This is a genomic window from Exiguobacterium sp. s124 (assembly GCF_018617485.1).
GTDB lineage: Bacteria > Bacillota > Bacilli > Exiguobacteriales > Exiguobacteriaceae > Exiguobacterium > Exiguobacterium aestuarii.
This window is the reverse complement of the sequence record NZ_JACSKH010000001.1, coordinates 1,246,003-1,262,570: the sequence shown is the minus strand read 5'-3', so window position 1 is coordinate 1,262,570 and position 16,568 is coordinate 1,246,003. Positions and strand designations below refer to the sequence as shown.

At 47.6% G+C, this 16,568-nt stretch carries 20 protein-coding genes; 12 read left to right on the top strand and 8 right to left on the bottom strand.

The features are described from left to right. The first annotated feature begins 23 nt into the window (after positions 1 to 23). The 9 genes from KNO85_RS06630 to KNO85_RS06590 all read left to right on the top strand — a co-directional run bounded on the left by KNO85_RS06630 (position 24) and on the right by KNO85_RS06590 (position 5,900). Positions 24 to 341: an ArsR/SmtB family transcription factor gene (locus KNO85_RS06630; RefSeq protein WP_214749121.1), complete on the top strand. Its 318-nt coding sequence runs from the start codon at positions 24 to 26 to the stop codon at positions 339 to 341. Positions 342 to 468: 127 nt separating this feature from the next. After that, positions 469 to 1,038 carry an NAD(P)H-dependent oxidoreductase gene (locus KNO85_RS06625; RefSeq protein WP_214788107.1) on the top strand — a complete coding sequence of 190 codons (570 nt, stop codon included), beginning with the start codon at positions 469 to 471 and terminating at the stop codon, positions 1,036 to 1,038. A 15-nt stretch (positions 1,039 to 1,053) separates the two neighbouring features. Then, positions 1,054 to 1,689, top strand: coding sequence for a peroxiredoxin-like family protein (locus KNO85_RS06620; protein ID WP_214788104.1), 636 nt, complete (start codon positions 1,054 to 1,056; stop codon positions 1,687 to 1,689). 89 nt (positions 1,690 to 1,778) lie between these two features. Next, positions 1,779 to 2,588, top strand: a complete 810-nt coding sequence (locus tag KNO85_RS06615) for an MBL fold metallo-hydrolase (protein ID WP_251130586.1) — start codon at positions 1,779 to 1,781, stop codon at positions 2,586 to 2,588. A gap of 69 nt (positions 2,589 to 2,657) precedes the next feature. Further along, positions 2,658 to 2,981, top strand: coding sequence for an ArsR/SmtB family transcription factor (locus KNO85_RS06610; RefSeq protein WP_214788098.1), 324 nt, complete (start codon positions 2,658 to 2,660; stop codon positions 2,979 to 2,981). 88 nt (positions 2,982 to 3,069) lie between these two features. Continuing rightward, positions 3,070 to 3,894 (top strand): SDR family oxidoreductase, encoded by an 825-nt coding sequence (locus KNO85_RS06605; protein WP_214788095.1) that lies wholly within the window; start codon positions 3,070 to 3,072, stop codon positions 3,892 to 3,894. A gap of 110 nt (positions 3,895 to 4,004) precedes the next feature. After that, entirely contained in the window at positions 4,005 to 4,268 is a 264-nt protein-coding gene (locus KNO85_RS06600; protein WP_214788092.1) for an excalibur calcium-binding domain-containing protein, read from the top strand. 131 nt (positions 4,269 to 4,399) lie between these two features. Then, complete coding sequence (locus KNO85_RS06595; RefSeq protein ID WP_214788089.1) at positions 4,400 to 4,954, top strand: helix-turn-helix domain-containing protein; 555 nt, start codon at positions 4,400 to 4,402, stop codon at positions 4,952 to 4,954. Then, positions 4,944 to 5,900: an alpha/beta hydrolase gene (locus KNO85_RS06590; protein ID WP_214788086.1), complete on the top strand. Its 957-nt coding sequence runs from the start codon at positions 4,944 to 4,946 to the stop codon at positions 5,898 to 5,900. The genes KNO85_RS06595 and KNO85_RS06590 overlap by 11 nt, the downstream gene beginning before the upstream one ends. Positions 5,901 to 5,936: 36 nt before the next feature. Here the strand turns inward: KNO85_RS06590 and KNO85_RS06585 are convergent, their stop codons facing one another. Then, complete coding sequence (locus tag KNO85_RS06585) at positions 5,937 to 6,773, bottom strand: alpha/beta hydrolase (protein ID WP_214788083.1); 837 nt, start codon at positions 6,771 to 6,773, stop codon at positions 5,937 to 5,939. Between the two features lie 181 nt (positions 6,774 to 6,954). On the opposite strand from KNO85_RS06585, the gene KNO85_RS06580 reads away from it, so the two are divergent. Then, positions 6,955 to 7,713, top strand: a complete 759-nt coding sequence (locus KNO85_RS06580; RefSeq protein ID WP_214788081.1) for a glucose 1-dehydrogenase — start codon at positions 6,955 to 6,957, stop codon at positions 7,711 to 7,713. A 16-nt stretch (positions 7,714 to 7,729) separates the two neighbouring features. Here KNO85_RS06580 and KNO85_RS06575 read toward each other — a convergent pair whose 3' ends face one another. Both KNO85_RS06575 and KNO85_RS06570 read right to left on the bottom strand, forming a co-directional pair. Continuing rightward, positions 7,730 to 8,515, bottom strand: a complete 786-nt coding sequence (locus KNO85_RS06575) for a helix-turn-helix transcriptional regulator (RefSeq protein WP_214788078.1) — start codon at positions 8,513 to 8,515, stop codon at positions 7,730 to 7,732. Between the two features lie 158 nt (positions 8,516 to 8,673). Further along, positions 8,674 to 8,934 (bottom strand): DUF1294 domain-containing protein, encoded by a 261-nt coding sequence (locus KNO85_RS06570; protein ID WP_214788075.1) that lies wholly within the window; start codon positions 8,932 to 8,934, stop codon positions 8,674 to 8,676. A 208-nt stretch (positions 8,935 to 9,142) separates the two neighbouring features. Between KNO85_RS06570 and KNO85_RS06565 the strand changes: the two genes are divergently transcribed. Beyond that, positions 9,143 to 9,925 (top strand): LysM peptidoglycan-binding and 3D domain-containing protein, encoded by a 783-nt coding sequence (locus KNO85_RS06565; RefSeq protein ID WP_214749086.1) that lies wholly within the window; start codon positions 9,143 to 9,145, stop codon positions 9,923 to 9,925. 47 nt (positions 9,926 to 9,972) lie between these two features. On the opposite strand, the gene KNO85_RS06560 is transcribed toward KNO85_RS06565, so the two are convergent. After that, the gene (locus KNO85_RS06560; protein ID WP_214788072.1) at positions 9,973 to 11,193 is read right to left on the bottom strand and encodes a cation:proton antiporter; all 1,221 of its coding nucleotides are present in this window, start codon (positions 11,191 to 11,193) and stop codon (positions 9,973 to 9,975) included. A 109-nt stretch (positions 11,194 to 11,302) separates the two neighbouring features. Between KNO85_RS06560 and cls the strand changes: the two genes are divergently transcribed. Continuing rightward, a complete protein-coding gene (cls, locus tag KNO85_RS06555) occupies positions 11,303 to 12,769 on the top strand; it encodes a cardiolipin synthase (RefSeq protein WP_214788069.1) in 1,467 nt (488 codons plus the stop codon). A 48-nt stretch (positions 12,770 to 12,817) separates the two neighbouring features. Here cls and KNO85_RS06550 read toward each other — a convergent pair whose 3' ends face one another. The 4 genes from KNO85_RS06550 to KNO85_RS06535 all read right to left on the bottom strand — a co-directional run bounded on the left by KNO85_RS06550 (position 12,818) and on the right by KNO85_RS06535 (position 16,562). Then, a complete protein-coding gene (locus tag KNO85_RS06550) occupies positions 12,818 to 13,795 on the bottom strand; it encodes a hypothetical protein (RefSeq protein ID WP_214788066.1) in 978 nt (325 codons plus the stop codon). After that, positions 13,792 to 14,820 carry a DUF58 domain-containing protein gene (locus KNO85_RS06545; protein ID WP_214788063.1) on the bottom strand — a complete coding sequence of 343 codons (1,029 nt, stop codon included), beginning with the start codon at positions 14,818 to 14,820 and terminating at the stop codon, positions 13,792 to 13,794. Before KNO85_RS06545 ends, KNO85_RS06550 begins: the two co-directional genes overlap by 4 nt. A 1-nt stretch (position 14,821) precedes the next feature. Then, the gene (locus KNO85_RS06540; RefSeq protein ID WP_214788060.1) at positions 14,822 to 15,730 is read right to left on the bottom strand and encodes an AAA family ATPase; all 909 of its coding nucleotides are present in this window, start codon (positions 15,728 to 15,730) and stop codon (positions 14,822 to 14,824) included. A gap of 133 nt (positions 15,731 to 15,863) precedes the next feature. Continuing rightward, positions 15,864 to 16,562: an amino acid ABC transporter permease gene (locus KNO85_RS06535; protein ID WP_214788057.1), complete on the bottom strand. Its 699-nt coding sequence runs from the start codon at positions 16,560 to 16,562 to the stop codon at positions 15,864 to 15,866. Between the last annotated feature and the right edge of the window lie 6 nt (positions 16,563 to 16,568).

Genomic DNA, 16,568 nt, shown 5'->3' with positions numbered 1-16,568 from the left:
GAATTGATTTGTATAATGGCGTTATGAAACCATTACATCATCCGTCTATTGACACCATACCGTATACGAAAGTCCTTCACGCACTCAGTGAACCGAACCGATTACGCATCATTCGATGCCTTAGAGAATCCGGTGAAAACAACTGCTCCACTTATTCTCTCGAATTGATGTTGAATAAATCAACGGTGTCCCATCATATCAAAATTTTGAGGGAAGCTGGACTGATCAAAGGACGCATCGAAGGAAAAGAGCATTATTACTCGCTCCGAAAAGATGAGATTGAACAGAAGTTCCCTGGATTATTAAGTTCTGTGTTCGCCGTAAAAGATGAAGACTTATAAGCATGTGCTTCGAGCGCATGCTTTTTTTGATGATCAAAATGCTTGCGAAGTATAACTTACGGTGATACGATACCTTTAGTTTGATGGTTATCGAACTATAAAACAATTTTTTAAGGAGTTTTGAATGATGAAAAACGTATTAGTTATTAACGGACATGAGTACTATGACTTTGCAAAGGGTGAATTGAACAAGACGATGTTCGACGAAATCGTTCAAACACTCGACGGAGCCTACGAAGTGAAAACGACGGTCATCGATGCCGGTTATGATATCAAAGAAGAGCAAGCAAAATATAAATGGGCAGACGTCGTCATCTACCAAACACCGATCTACTGGTTCTCGCTCCCGGCAAAATTCAAAAAATACATGGATGAAGTGTACGAATATGGTGTCTTCTTCGTCGGTGCTGCAGAAGGGTATGGAAAAGGTGGATTGATGAAAGGGAAGAAATATATGTTCTCGACAACATGGAACGCCCCTGTCACAGAATATAACAATGCTGAAGGATTCTTCGCTGGTAAAGACTTTGAAGATTCAATCGCCCACCTGCACTATGCTCAGCAGTTCATTGGAATGGAACCATTGAAGAGTTTTGGGGCGCATGACGTGATTGCGAACCCGGACATCATTCTTTATAAGCGTGAACTCCAAGCTCATTTGGAAGACGTGTTCGAAATGACAGCAAATCAGTCGTAAAAGGAGAGAGGTCACATGCTTCGGGAAGAATTAGCAGCGGTGCGGGACCGATTCTTAGGCCGTGCACCTGTCCATGTTAAACAGAGTGTTGCAGAAGCGACAGCGTCATTGATTGAATCAGGAGTCGGTCAAGGGTTACAAGTAGGGGAAAAAGCTCCTGACTTTAAGCTCGTCAACGCTACGGGTGAAAAAGTCACCTTGTCAGAATTATTGCAAGATGGAAAAGTAATTTTGAACTTTTATCGAGGGGGATGGTGCCCTTACTGTAATCTCGAATTGAAGGCGTATGAACGCATTTTGCCGAAAATCAAACAGAGAGGGGCACAACTCGTTGCCATCAGCCCTCAAATGCCAGATGAGTCCTTGTCGACGTCCGAAAAGAACAATCTGACATTTGAAGTGCTCAGTGACCCCAATCAATATGTAGCAGAATCTTATCGTTTACTCTTCGATTTTCCAGCTCACTTGATTCAAACATATGAAACGGACTTTGGACTTCAACTCGCGCACTATAATGGAGACACGAATCCGTGGCGCCTTCCTGTACCTGCGACTTATGTCATCGACCAAGATGGTACAATCCAGTTTGCCGAGGCGGACCCTGATTATATGGTTCGACCGGATCCGGAGCGCGTGCTCGCCTCTTTATAAGAAGATAAGCCAAGGAATTCTCAGAAATAAGAGATTGCTTGGCTTTTTTCGCTATAATGAAGAAAAGTGAGATATAGGAGGGACGCATGATGCAAGTGAAGAACTATGGACCGGTGACGGCCGTTAGTGCCAAAGTAAAGAACGGTCCATTCGAAATGTCGATGTATGTGTATTATATCGACGGCATGATCATCGATACGGGGACACGGACGATGCTACCGGCTCTCCAATCGTTTTATGAATCAGTCCCCATCGATCTTGTCAGTATCACACACCCTCACGAAGACCATATCGGGACGGCCGCTTGGCTCGAGCGAACATACGGGGTACCGATCTACATACGTGAATCCGCGTTGGAAATGTGCCGAACGGGGCTAGACATCCCGGAATACCGGGCGCTCTTCTCCGGTGACCCGGAACCGTTTCAACCGATCGCCTATTATGACAATCAAATCACGTCGGAACATCACTCATATAAGGTGATTCATACACCCGGTCATGAACCGAATCACGTCGTCTTATTCGATGAGGAGAACGGTCGACTGTTCTCCGGTGATTTGTTCGTCCATCCGTATCCGAAAGTGATGATTCCGGAGGAGTCCGTCCCCGAACAGATCCGCTCGCTCAAACGTGTCCTGAGTCTTGATTTTGAGGAAGTATATTGCCAACACGCCGGGCGTCTCGAACAGGGGAGAGAGCAACTGACCAAAAAGCTCGATTATCTAGAACGCTTGACCGATGACGTGCTATCCAAAACCGCAGCAGGCTATACGATTGACGACATCAATGCCCAGCTCTTTCCCGAACCGTCACCTCTCGTCCAAATCTCAAAGCGAGATTATGACTCAAGACATATGATTTCAAGCATTCTGCGCGAAGTGTATGAACAACTTCGTTGACAGAAGGCGGGTCACCTAGTATTCTAAATGCAGGATTAAACGTTTAAACTTTTAAACGGAGTGATGAATATGAAGCAACCAGATGCTACACCTGAGTTATCGTTATCTTTATTTGAAGATGCAATCCCGTTGTTCCAAGTATTGGCCGACGTCAATCGTCAACGTATCATCGTCGAGATCGCCAAACATGAACGCTTGAACGTCAATCAGATTGATGAAAAGATCGAGCTGTCTCGACCGGCCATCTCGCATCATCTCAAACTATTGCGACAAGCGGGCATCGTCTCATCAGAGAAAGTCGGGACAGAGAACTTTTACTTCTTGACGCTCGAGGACGCGGTCGGACTGCTGAAGGCACTGACGCGCGCAATCGAAGACGAATGCATCCTTTGACCTTTCTTTTTGGAAACAAAGAGAAAGGCTTCTTTTCCACCAATTAGTTTAAAAGTTTAAACATATAAACGTTATAAGGAGAATGAATATGAATCAGAAACAAACGATTATCATCACAGGAGCGTCAAGCGGAATCGGTCGAGCTACCGTCGAACTGTTCAGCAAACGAGGCTGGCATGTCGCCGCGACGATGCGACAACCTGAAGACCATCAAGAATTGTCGAATTTGAAAGGTGTGTCGCTTTATCAGCTAGATGTGACAAACGAATCGAGTATTCGTGACGCCTTTAAGCAAATCGTCTCCGATCACGGAACGATTGATGTGTTATTAAATAATGCCGGGTACGGAGCGGTCGGGATTTTCGAAGAAGCCTCGCCTGAACAGATTCAGCGACAGTTTGATACGAACGTTTTCGGGGTCATGAACGTGATCCGGGCATCTCTCCCGTATTTCCGTAAACAGCAGAGCGGACGGATTGTGACCGTGTCTTCAGTAGGTGGTCAAATCACATTCCCAATCTATAGCTTGTATCACAGTTCAAAATGGGCGATTGAAGGGTTCATCGAATCGCTTCAGTTTGAATTGGCACCGTTTAACATCGACATGAAGTTGATTGAACCGGGACCAATCAAAACAGACTTTTATGGTCGTTCCCAAGAACTCGTCCGCGATCAACCTCTTGATGTATATGATGACTATACAGAGGTCGCACTTCATAACACGAACGCCGCTGGTGCGAATGCCGAAGGCCCCGATGTTGTCGCTGAGACGATTTGGCGTGCAGCGAACGACCGGAAGAGACGACTTCGTTATCCATCAGGTAAACAGGCGGGACTACTGATCGCGTTGAAGCGTTTTCTACCGAACCGAGTGTTTTTCTCCATCGTGCGACGTGTCGTGGAGAAGAACTAACAGCAAGTACCTGTTTTGGACTTCATTCGGGTCGGAAAGAATTTTTTATCTCTTTCAATGATGAATATCACACAAATTCACCCGATATAACGGATAAGAGGAGGGATTTGATGAAAAAAATCTTACTGGTACTGTCAACGTTCGTTCTCATGATCGGGTTGAGTGTAGCACCAACGGAATCGGTCGATGCAGCGGCGAAACGCTTCAAAAATTGTACGGAGCTGAACAAGGTGTTTAAAGGTGGAGTGGCAAAGTCGAAGACGACGAAAAACAAAGGCGGAAAAACTCGGTATACGCCATATGTGAATAAAGCTTTATATGACGCGAATAAATTGAAAGACCGTGATCAAGACGGGATCGCCTGTGAACGTTAATCACAAGGGATGTGTCGAATCAGCCGCCTTATGAGGGCGGCTTTTTTGTATGGACATAGACAACGATTCGACCGCATGATATTATCAAAAATAATAATATTATCAAATGTGATAACATTGAGGTGAAGATAATGAATCAAGATGTTTTAAAAAGTTTGTTGAATCCGATTCGTATGAAAATCTTTCAACATGTTTTGATGAATGAAGGGGTTACGACCGCTGATTTGGCAAAAATGCTTCCAGATGTGCCTCAGGCGAGCCTCTATCGCCACATCAATAAGATGGTACAAGATGAGATCTTATCCGTCGTCAGTGAGAACAAAGTACGCGGGGTGTATGAGAAGGTATATGCGATTCAAAACAACCCGTTGACCAGTATCAATAAGATTGTCGAGGAGGAGGACCGCGAGCAACTGTACATGGTCTGCTATACGTTCACGATGTCACTGCTCATGGATTTCGGGAACTATTTGAAGCGCGACTCGATCGATCTCCCGGAAGACAAAGTCGGATTCCGGAGTATCCCGCTCTACCTGTCCGATACTGAAAGTGACCGATTCTTGAGAGGTCTCTATGACTTATTGGAAGATGTGTTGGACAATGAGCCATCCAAAGAACGCACGTTACGAAAGTTCTCGTATGCGTTCATGCCCGTCGAAGAAAAGGAGGAAATGGATGATGTATAAGCAAGAAGAGGTATTCATTCAAGGAGAATCAACCATCGCAGCTACAATGACGACTCCACACGATGGCCAGTCGCCATTTCCAGCCATCATTCTCATCGGGGGTACGGGTGGATTGGACCGCGACGGGAACGGGACCGGCTTCAAGTCGAACCTGTATAAAGATCTGGCAGAATGGCTGACGACACAAGGTTTCATCACGTTACGCTTTGACAAACGGGGAATCGGCAAGAGTGGAGGCAATCGAAATAGTGTTGGTCTGACAGGACTCGTTGATGACGTGACGGCGGTCGTCCGTTATCTGAAATCTCGTGATCACATCTCACAAGACATATTGCTGCTCGGCCATAGCGAAGGATGTATCGTCGCGACACTCGCGGCCGAACGTGAATCCGTTTCCGGTCTCATCCTATTGTCCGGGGCCGGTGTTGCCTTGAAGACGAGCATGCAGGAACAGGCACATGCCTTACTTGATGAAGTGAAACGTACGAAAGGAATCAAGGGCAAACTGCTTCGAGTTAGCTTGAACGAGAAGTCGGTCATCGGGAAACAACAAAAACTATTCGAACGCGTCACCGCAACGGATCAGGACACGATGCGTATCCAATTGATGAAATTCCCTGCCAAATGGTTACGGGAGCATCTTGCTTTCACGGATGAGTCGCTTCGTGAGCGACTAGTTCAGTTGCACATTCCCACGCTCGCAATGACGGGAGACCGAGACGTTCAAACGGACGCTCATCATCTTGACGAGCTCGACGCACTCCACGCGGAACAGATTGAGGTACAAAAGATTAAGGACATGGACCATATGTTGAAACATTTCGACGGTGAGATGAGTATTTTGGACGTGAAAAAGCAATATCGTTCACAACTCAGGCAGCCGCTCCATCCCGAGCTACAACACCAGCTCCACGAATGGCTCGAACGCCACAATCGGACATCATGACGAAAAAGGACAGCGGAGAAGGTTCCGCTGCCTTTTTTATGTACGAAAGAATCGCTCAACGTGTCCCATCGAGAAATGACGGCTCCACTGAACGAAGTGTCCGCCTGGTACGGCAATTAATTGTACAGAGGGATGAAGTTGTCGTTCCGCTCGTTTGACATGATGGAGCGTCCGTTTCGCCTCCTTCAAATCAACACCTGTGAAGTCCGCATAATGAAGTTGCGTCGGCACTTGCACACGTTGTAACAAGTCGGTGAAATCAAGCCCGTCGTAACCGAACAACAAATGTAAGCCACCAGACGACAGACGCGCCGGTCGCTCAAAAGCTGTTCGAACGTATGCAGTCGGTTCGACCCCGATTCGTCTACAGAACAGCTGGAACCGTTCTTCGGAAAATATAGAGTCACGTGTGCTCACTTGTGCTTCCATCCAGTTCAACAGGCGTCTTGGTGCGTTGTGATACAGTAGTCGCAGTAATGGGAAGGTGAATCCGAAGATGCCATATTCACGATAAGGGAGGCTGGCGTTTGGTTTATGTCCTTGATCGAGAAGAACCAATCGGCTGACCTGGTCTGGATAATGGACTGCATATGACAAGGCGATAGCACCTCCCATCGAATGACCGATCAGCCGAACCGATTCAAGTTGTCGTGAGATTCGATACGCCTCGACCCAGTCCGCGAGTACTTTCGATGTCGCATAAGTATGTAGTCCCTCACTTTCACCAAAGCCAGGTAAATCTAACAGGTGTACTTCGAAATCGTTATGTAGAGCTTCGGCAAATAATTGGCCTTGTGATCCAGTGAATCCCCCACCGGGAAGGAAAAGAACAGGGTCGCCTTGACCGTGAATCGTTGAATGGAATGGTCTCACATCATCTCTCCTCTTTATATAGTCGTCTCCACTCAAGTATAAAGAGGATTGGTCATCAATTGAAGAAAATTCGCCATGTTTCTTCATGTGTACGTTAACAAATACGGGTATAGCATAGTGACAGGTAGCTTGCTGTCATCACGCTTTATATACGTTCTTACTTGTAAAGGAGGAGTGTTCGGTGAAACTTTCAGGAAAAACGGCAATCGTTACAGGTGCTGGTTCTGGCATGGGGCGAGCCATCGCCAAACTGTTCGCGAATGAAGGTGCACGGGTCGTCGCCTTCGACTTGAATGAAGATTCTGTTCAGGCAGTGGTCGAAGAGATCAAGACGGGAGGCGGAGATGTCGTCGGCATCGCTGGTAACGTAGCGAATCAGTCAGATATCGACCGACTCGTCGATACAGCGAAAGAAACGTTTGGGTCGGTCGACATTCTCGTCAATAATGCAGGGATTATGGACAACTTCATGACCGTCGGTGAAGTGACGGATGAATTATGGGACCGTGTCCTTGCCGTCAACTTGACCGGACCGATGAAACTTTCACGTGCCGCCATTCAAGTGATGGAGAAGCAGGACCGTGGTGGCGTCATCATCAACAACGCGTCGGTCGGAGGATTGTTCGGTACACGAGGTGGTGCAGCGTATGTGGCATCGAAGCATGCATTAATCGGTTTAACGAAAAACATCGCGGCGACACATGGGACGCTCGGCAAGATTCGGGCAAACGCGATTGCACCTGGTGGCGTCAATACGAACATTGGTTCAACGATCACAGCACCAAGCGAAATGGGGATGCGTGCCATTCAAGGTGCCGGGGAAGCACCGATGGGTGAACCAGAACAAATCGCGAAAGTCGCGCTCTTTTTAGCATCGGACGATTCAAGTTTTGTAAATGGAGATGTGCTGAAAGCAGATGGCGGTTGGACGGCAAGATAAACGAAAAGAGCCGAAATCATTCGGCTCTTTTCGTTTGGTATTTTTTTCGATAGGCGAGCGGGGTGATCGTGTGATGTGCTTTAAACGTCTGGACGAAGTGACTGACACTAGAGTAGCTCAGACGTTGGGCGATGTCAGCAATCGACTCCGTCGAATCCTCTAACAGGGTTGCGGCCCGGTCCATTCTTTTAAGTTGGACATACGCGAGAGGAGACGTGTCACCGAATCGTTTAAATAAGCGGCAACATTCACTACGACTCACCTTTCCCGCGGTCGCAATTTGAGCTAACGAAAGTTTGTCTTCAAGTTGTGAATGAACACAGGAAAGCATGTTTCGGAGGCTCTCCAGTTTTTTTGAATGCTTCGTCGACAGACATTCTTGCTGAATCCAATAACGCCAGATGACCGTACATTGTAATGTCGCATCCATCATTGCGAGCGGTCCCTCTGATTCTATATATTGGATGGCACGTTCAATCGTCTGAACCAGGGAGCGTGGTGTCCGTTCCTTCTTTAAGATATGTATGGACTTGTCGAGAGTATCGTATGATTTTACATATCTCTCTGCCATATTGGGATGGAACAACTCATACGGGTCAAATTGAAGTTTTACGATTTGAGACGATTCTTTCATTCGTTGAATCACGTAACTTTGACCGTCTGTGAGCATCAATCCTTCATTAGAATCAAGTATGATCCATTCTCCATTCACCACCAGATCGACTACTCCGGATTCAATCCATAAAATCGTGAACTGATCGGTTATCGAAAACGTTGAATCACCATGTCTTGTCAGTCTCATACTCTTAAAACGCATTTCCCCTCAAATTCGTAACATTTCGATATTTTGTCTCCGATTCAACGGATCAAATACTTTCGTTCTAGTAAAAACGGAGACGATTCCGACAATTCCTTACTATCTAAAAACAGATTGATTGTCGTGTTTCTTCTATATAAGGCTTAAAAGATGAGCCATCCAGTGAATGCGGCATGAACGAGAATGGCGATTGGTACCCCGACTCGGAATTTTGGCTTCAATGTCTTGTGGCGGAAGATCCGCATCGCCAAATAAGCCCCGAACGCTCCACCGACCCATGCCATCGTCAGTAACGTACGCTCCGAAATCCGCCAAGCCCCGACGCGAGACCGTCGTTTATCGACAAAAAATGACACAAACGCTAGTAAATTAGTCACAATGTAATATAGCAGTAATAGTTCCAAAGACCAAAACCTCCTTATTTCATTCTTTATTATAGCTCAAAACGGCTCTGTAAAGCCGTTTTGATTGATTAAAACAATTTTCTGAAACCTCTCATCCTCATGAATTGTTCTGTAAATGAACTGATATCACTCTCATATCGTCCTGTAATCGCTGTGAAATATAGAGGTGTTACAGTAAGGGGGCGTTAGAAAAGGGAGGAATATTCTTATGAAAAAACCACTATTGACACTAACGGCACTCGCTGGCCTTAGTTTAGGAGTCGCTGCTCCAGCTTCGGCAGCATCAACACACACAGTTCAGTCTGGAGATACACTCTATCGTATCGCCGTGAACAACAACGTCTCTGTAAACGACATTAAACAAGCGAACGGCTTAAACTCAAATATGATTTACCCGAACCAAGTCTTGAAACTTGGAAAGGCAGAAGCAAAAGCTTCTACTGCATCTAAAACGTATACAGTTAAATCAGGTGATACACTTTATCGTATCGCATTGAACCACGGGATCTCTGTTAATCAATTGATGACTTGGAACGGTCTTGATTCAGATCTTATTTTCCCAGGACAAGAGTTCGCCGTGAAAGGTGCAGCAGCTGCATCGGTAGCGAATGATGCGAAGACATCAGCACCGAAGACTTCAACATCAACACCTGTTACGAAAACAGCATCGTCTACAACGCAAACCCAAGCTCCGGCTTCAGGTAAGACAATGACTGTTGAAGCAACAGCTTATACACCATACTGTGCTGGATGTTCTGGAATCACAGCGACAGGTATCGACGTTCGTTCGAACCCTAACCAAAAAGTCATCGCGGTCGACCCTTCTGTCATCCCGCTCGGCTCTAAAGTATGGGTTGAAGGATACGGAGAAGCAATCGCTGGAGACACTGGTGGTGCCATCAAAGGTAACAAGATCGACATCTTGATGCCAACACAAGAGCAAGCGCTCAACTTCGGTCGCAAGTCGATCACAATCAAAGTCTTGAACTAATTCAAGCTCATTTAAGACACTGCCATCGGGCGGTGTCTTTTTTGTGTTTACCCTTTCTCCCAAGGATTCTTCACTTTCGTCAAACCTAACCGTTTGGCGAGCGGTTTGATTGTCAATCCATGTAACGTGACAGACGTGACGACGAGCCCGAGGGTGATCGGCAACATCCGCTCCACATCTTCAATCCCTAGTTCGGCAATCTCTTGGGCGAAGAATGCCGTCACCGTCATGGCGACGATTCCACGAGGGGCGATCCAGCTGATGAGTGCCCGTTCTCTCGTCGTCAAAGGTGATCCAAGTAACGACGTTTGTACTGAGACGGGACGGACGATAAATAAAATTCCAATAATCGATAAGAGGAGCGGCCAATCGAAGACGGCGAGTAAGCTATCTCGCGTCAAACTCGCGGTCAAGATGATGAATACGGTCGAGACGAGCAAGATCGAGATATTCTCTTTAAACTCACGAAGCTGTTTCAAAATATGGAGATGACCATGCTTGGAATTCGCCATCGTCAAGCCCATCGCCGTCACGGCAAACAATCCGACCTCGTGCATGACCCATTCGCTGATGGAGTAGACGAGAAGGACGCCGGAGAAGGTCAACGTCGTCCGTAAATATTCTGGCACTTTCTCATTTCCGAATAGGCGGATGAGTAAATGACCAACCGCAATCCCAAAGGCGACAGCGACGATACAAGACCAAAAGAACGGTAGATGGCTTGCGAGCCCGTCGTTCTGATACAAGATGAATCCGATCCGAACAACGAATAGGCCCATCAGAGCGCCGAGCGGGTCGACGATGATTCCTTCCCACTTCAACATTTTTGAGGGTCGAAGTGATAAGTTCGCTTGCCGTAACAGCGGAATGATCACGGTCGGTCCTGTCACGACAAAGATGGCGCCGAGTGTGAAGGCGGGTAACCAATGAAAATCACCGATAAATATCAATAATAGCGATGTCAGGATGAACGAGATGAATACGCCCACTGTGACGAGACGAAAAATCGGTCTCCTTAAATCATCAGTCTCCTTAAATTCAAGACTTAAGCTTCCTTCAAATAAGATGAGGGCCACCGCAATCGAGATAAGGGGGCTATAAAGGTCGCCTAATATCTGATCGGGTTCCAACCAACCGAAAATCGGACCGACCAAAATTCCGGCAACGGTCATAATCAAGATGGCCGGGAAGTCAAACTGCCATGCCAATAGCTGTGAAAGTGCACCGATAAGGACAAGTAAGCTGAACCCGATCATCATGTCTTCCATAAACTTCCCCCGTTTCATTACTTCTTCCTATATGTATACCCACATCATGAAAAATATTTGCTAACATTGCTTGATTTCGGGTAAGAATTGAATGAAAGGGAGGGATACGATGGAAGTGACTATCGGACTCATCATCGTCATATTGACATGGCTCATCTTATTACTTAATCTCACGTTCGCCATCACCATCATCTTCTTTGAAAGGCGGGATATCGGCACGACGTGGGCGTGGTTACTCGTCCTCTTCTTCCTACCGCTCATCGGTTTCTTCGTCTACATCTTCTTTGGTCGACTGATCAAATCTCAAAACTTTTATGAAGTCGAAGAAGAGAAACGCGAGGCGTACCATCATCATGTCGAAGAACAGCTCGACCAACTCGACCGAACCCTCGCACCGTTCGACCATCCGCTGCTATTGAAATATCGTCGACTTGCTCGTCTGAACCTCGTGTCGACGAATGCATTGATGTCGTTCCACAACGATATCAGTATCTTGCACGACGGAACGGAAAAATTTGATCAAATGTTTCAAGACATTGAACGAGCGACGAAAGAAGTCAATATTCAATATTACATCATTCAAAATGATGCGCTTGGCCAGTCACTCATTCGCCTGTTAACGGAGAAAGCGAAACAAGGGGTACGTATCCGTCTCCTTTATGATGCTGTCGGGTCGAGGGGACTGAAACATAAACATTTCAAGGACCTACTCGCGCACGGCGGGGAAGTCAAATCCTTCTTCCCCTCAAAACTTGGGATCAACTTCCGTGTGAACAATCGAAATCACCGAAAACTTTGTATAATCGACGGTGGACTCGGCTATATTGGCGGTTTCAACGTCGGGGATGAATATCTCGGAAAAGATGAGCACTTCGGCTATTGGCGCGATGTCCATCTGCGCATCTCTGGTGACGCCGTCAAAGAATTGCTCGAACGGTTCATCTTGGATTGGAATCGCTCAGTCCCGACGAAAACGAAGGCGCAAAAAGACGATTTCATATGGCCGATGGAAGGAGTCTCACATCACGCTTCCCCGGTTCAAATCGTGACATCGGGACCGAACTCCTCGACGGAGCATCTGAAGAACATGCTCGTCAAAATGATCACGCAGTCGAAGGAATGTATCTACATTCAGACCCCTTACTTTATTCCGGATGCGAGCTTCCTCGATGCCTGTCGCATCGCGCTCATGGCAGGCACGAAAATCAAACTGATGATTCCAAATAAGCCGGACCATATGTTTGTCTACTGGGCGACCTATGCAAATGCGGCAGAGCTCGTACGTTACGGGGCAGAGGTGTTTACGTACGAGGAAGGGTTCCTTCATGCGAAGACCCTCGTCATCGACGGAGAAGTCGCCTCGATCGGGACGACGAATATCGATGCCCGAAGCTTCCGCCTCAATTTTGAAATCTCAGCACTCGTCTTTGACCGAGATGTCGCACAATCGGTCATCGATGCATTCGAACGGGACGAGGCACGTGCGGAGCGGTTGACGATTGAACGATATGAGTCAAGGACTCGTTGGATTCGCTTCAAGGAGAGCGTGTCACGCCTCCTCAGTCCAATTTTATAACGCAAAGCAAAACATCCGGCAGAGGGTTTCCTCATGACCGGATGTTTTTTATCGTTTCTTCAACTGTGTGACAAGCCGCTCGAAAGACTCATTCACGTCTTTCGGGGCTTCCTTATCTCCATACTCAGCTGCCTCTAGCCATTCAGCGTACAACGTATGGTCCGTGAACTCGATTCGCTGAAGCCAATCAGACACCGTCTCTTCGCGCAGACGTGGTTGAAGTTGCTCGAGCTTCCGACCTGTTTCGAGGAGCTGAATTTGCCGTGGCGAGCGGACGATACGTTTATCTGAAAGCGTTGGGTGGTGAATACTTTTTGGAATCATTCCACCTTCCTGGATATCTTTTCGCTTCTGTAGATAGAAGAACAAACCGACACCAATCAACAAGGTGACAACAAAGATGCCGATGAAAAACAGTGACTCGTTCGAAGCGGTCTCGAGTAGCGTCTCCTGCGATACCGTCTCTGCATCGATGTTCGGATTGTCTGGGACGAGAATGCGGTTCACTCGATCATTCGGGTCGAGTACAATCCCGTCGAACCAGCTACCGACCCATAAGAAGAAATGGCTGATCCAGGCGATGACATTTCCGAACAACAGCTCTTTGATCGTACGCAGGATGAGAGAAACGGCTAACCCGATTCCCAGACCGAGCACAAGCATCGTCACCATACGTTTATAGTCACGACGATAATATAAGTTTCGTTGCCAAATTAAAAAGATGAACGGAAAGAGCACCATCGCGAGCGGTTGTGTCGCCGGTGGGAACAACCAGTCCGCCACTAAGAACAGGACACTCGCCATCGCGTAACGATCCGTCCAATCCAACGTTCGGATAAACGCATGCACGTATGTGAATACCAAAAGCAAGATGCTCATCTCATAAGAGAAATACAGGGCACCGATACTCATGACTGTCTGAACGATGAGTTGGGTGTTCCGAGGGAGACGAAGCGTCAATAAAAAGAGCAAAGGAAACACATGGCCGATATAAAATGCTGAAAAGACCCACCATAACCATCTCATTGACCTTCACCTCCTAGCCGTAAAATCGATTGATTCCCACTGTACTTGGCGACTTTTCGTTCGAACAACGAACGAGCCAATGGAAAATCGCTCTCTGACAGACAGGCGAACGTCGTCATAATTTTACGGAAATGGACTTCTCCACTTCCAGGCGGTAAATCGTACGTGATCCCGTCTTTCGTAAGTGTCGGGACAATCAGGCCGTAACTCGCGTTCTCTTTCTCAAAATCTCGGCATAAGGCCGCAGCTTGTGAGATGAGTCGCTCCATCTGATAGGTGAGGGCACGTCCGTCTTTCGTCAACAAATCGAGGACGATGACATATTCATTCGCTTGTACAGGTTGCTCCGTACGGGCCAGCAGTTCACCTGTCTTCGCATAGGCCGACCAATACAGTTGTCGCATCGGCTGTCCGTGATAAGGTGTTACCGACTGGAACGTTTCCGGGTCACGATAGGCGCTATGGCGGACCATCTCCTCCCCAGGAAGGGTAGGCGGCCGTTTCGGGAGTGGGTACGGTGAAAACTCAGGGAATACATATCCGATTCGAGGAAGCGCGTCCTCTTTGTATAAAGAGAACATCCGTAACGGGTCACGAATCTCCATCCCGATTGCCTCAAGACGGATCGGGCCGCGTTTCTTCGCATGGAGCGGGATGGTAAAGTCGACGGTTGCATTCGTCTCAACAAAATTCTCTTGTCGCCAAAACGCGTGACCCTCTGACTCTACCGTCGGATGCAGATAACCAGAGAGGCGGACGACTCCGAGTGGTACTTTTGCGGTAGATACGAGTTTTAACACATAGATGGCGTCATCGTTCGGGAACAGTTTTAGCTCCTCGGTGAGGTCGACATGCACTTGTTCCGCCAACCGAAACATGAAAGCAGGCATGACCAAGGCATAAAGACTGAACCCGATCAACAGGCTTGCAATTAAGACGTTCCCATATAGCGACGTGAAGACCCCGACGACAAACAAGAGCCACATGTATCCGGACTCGAGATAGCGTGGGCTGACTAACTGCATCTTACACCTCTGATGGGACCGGGATGGTCTCGAGTACAGATTTGATGAGTTTCGTCGGCTTCGTTTTTAAGGAAGCCTCGACCGTCAAGACGATGCGGTGTCCTAAGATAGGAAGAGCAAGTGCCCGGATGTCTTCTGGAGAAACGAAGTCCCGTCCTTCCATATAGGCATGTGCCCGAGCTGCCATCGTATAGGCAAGTGTAGCCCTTGGACTTGGACCGACCTCGATATCCCGGTGATGTCGGAGCGATTCCATCAAATCGAGGAGATAGTCCTCCATCGCCTCATGGAATCGGACATCCCGTACTTCCTGCTGCATCTTCAACAGCTCATCACGTTGCAACGAGAACGGTTCCGTCGACAGATGCTCGTTTCGAATCAAACGACGTTCTGAATCTCGTGACAGGGGAGCAAGTGTCAATTTGAACAGGAATCGATCCAACTGGGCTTGCGGAAGCGGGAATGTCCCTTGCCCGTCGAACGGGTTTTGTGTGGCAATCATAAAGAAAGGCTCTGGTAACCGAAGTGACACTTCCCCGAGCGTCACTTGCCGTTCCTGCATCGCCTCAAGCAAGGCCGATTGTGTTCGTGGCGTTGTGCGGTTAATCTCATCGACAAGAAGGATGGATGTAAAGATTGGACCCGTCCGACGTTCAAACGCCCCCGTCGTCGGGTTGAACAGTTCCATCCCTAAAATATCACTCGGCAATGTGTCCGGCGTACATTGTACGCGTTGGAACGCCGCTGAGACGGAACTCGCCAGACTACGCGCGAGAGTCGTTTTCCCTGTCCCAGGTCGGTCTTCAAGCAAGACGTGCCCCCCTGACAATAACGCGATCGAGGCAAGCTTGATTGCTTTTGATTGCCCGATGACTTGATCATTCAAATGTGAAACCCATGGATGCACCATTCAAAATCCCCCTATATTTTTCTGATAATTAAGAAAATCATAGCATAATCGACGATTGAGATGTGCGGAAAATCATGAATGAGTACATAATGATGAATCGATAAAAAAAGACCAACTGGCGTCAGCCAGTCAGTCATCGTTTTGGAGAATCTAAATATCGTTCAAAATGACGTTCGAGCCATTCTTGGAAGAACGACATGAACGTACAAATCGCCCAGTAAATCAATGCTACGACGATATAGACCGTCATATAATCAAATTCACGACCTCCGACGATTTTCGCCTTATTGAATATCTCAGGGACGGTGATCATCGCCGCAAGGGAACTTGCTTTGATCAAATCGAGAAAGACGTTCGAGAGCGGGGGGAGGGCAATCCGTGTCGCCTGTGGCAAGATGACTCCTTTGAGCGTCAACCATTTCCCCATCCCGAGCGAGCGGGCCGCCTCGACCTGACCATCATCAACCGCCCGAATCGAGGAGCGGATAATCTCGGCGATATAAGCGGCGGAGTTCAAACTGAATCCGAGAATCGCTGCTGTCAATGCGGCAAATTCGATGCCGATGAAGGGGAACCCCGAATAGAGGATGAACAAGATAATCAGAATGGGCACGCCACGCATGAACGAGATATAAAACGTCGACGGATAGCGAAGGAGGCGCGTTGGAGACAACTTCCCTAACGCTAACAGTAAACCGAGCACAAGACCGAAGAACATGCTCGTGAAAGAAATCCAAAGCGTATTCGGCAATCCTCCTAACAGATAAGGAAGCGACTCGATGGCTAGGTCTACGTCAAAAATGGCGTCCCATTTGATGTCTGAGAACGTCATATCGAC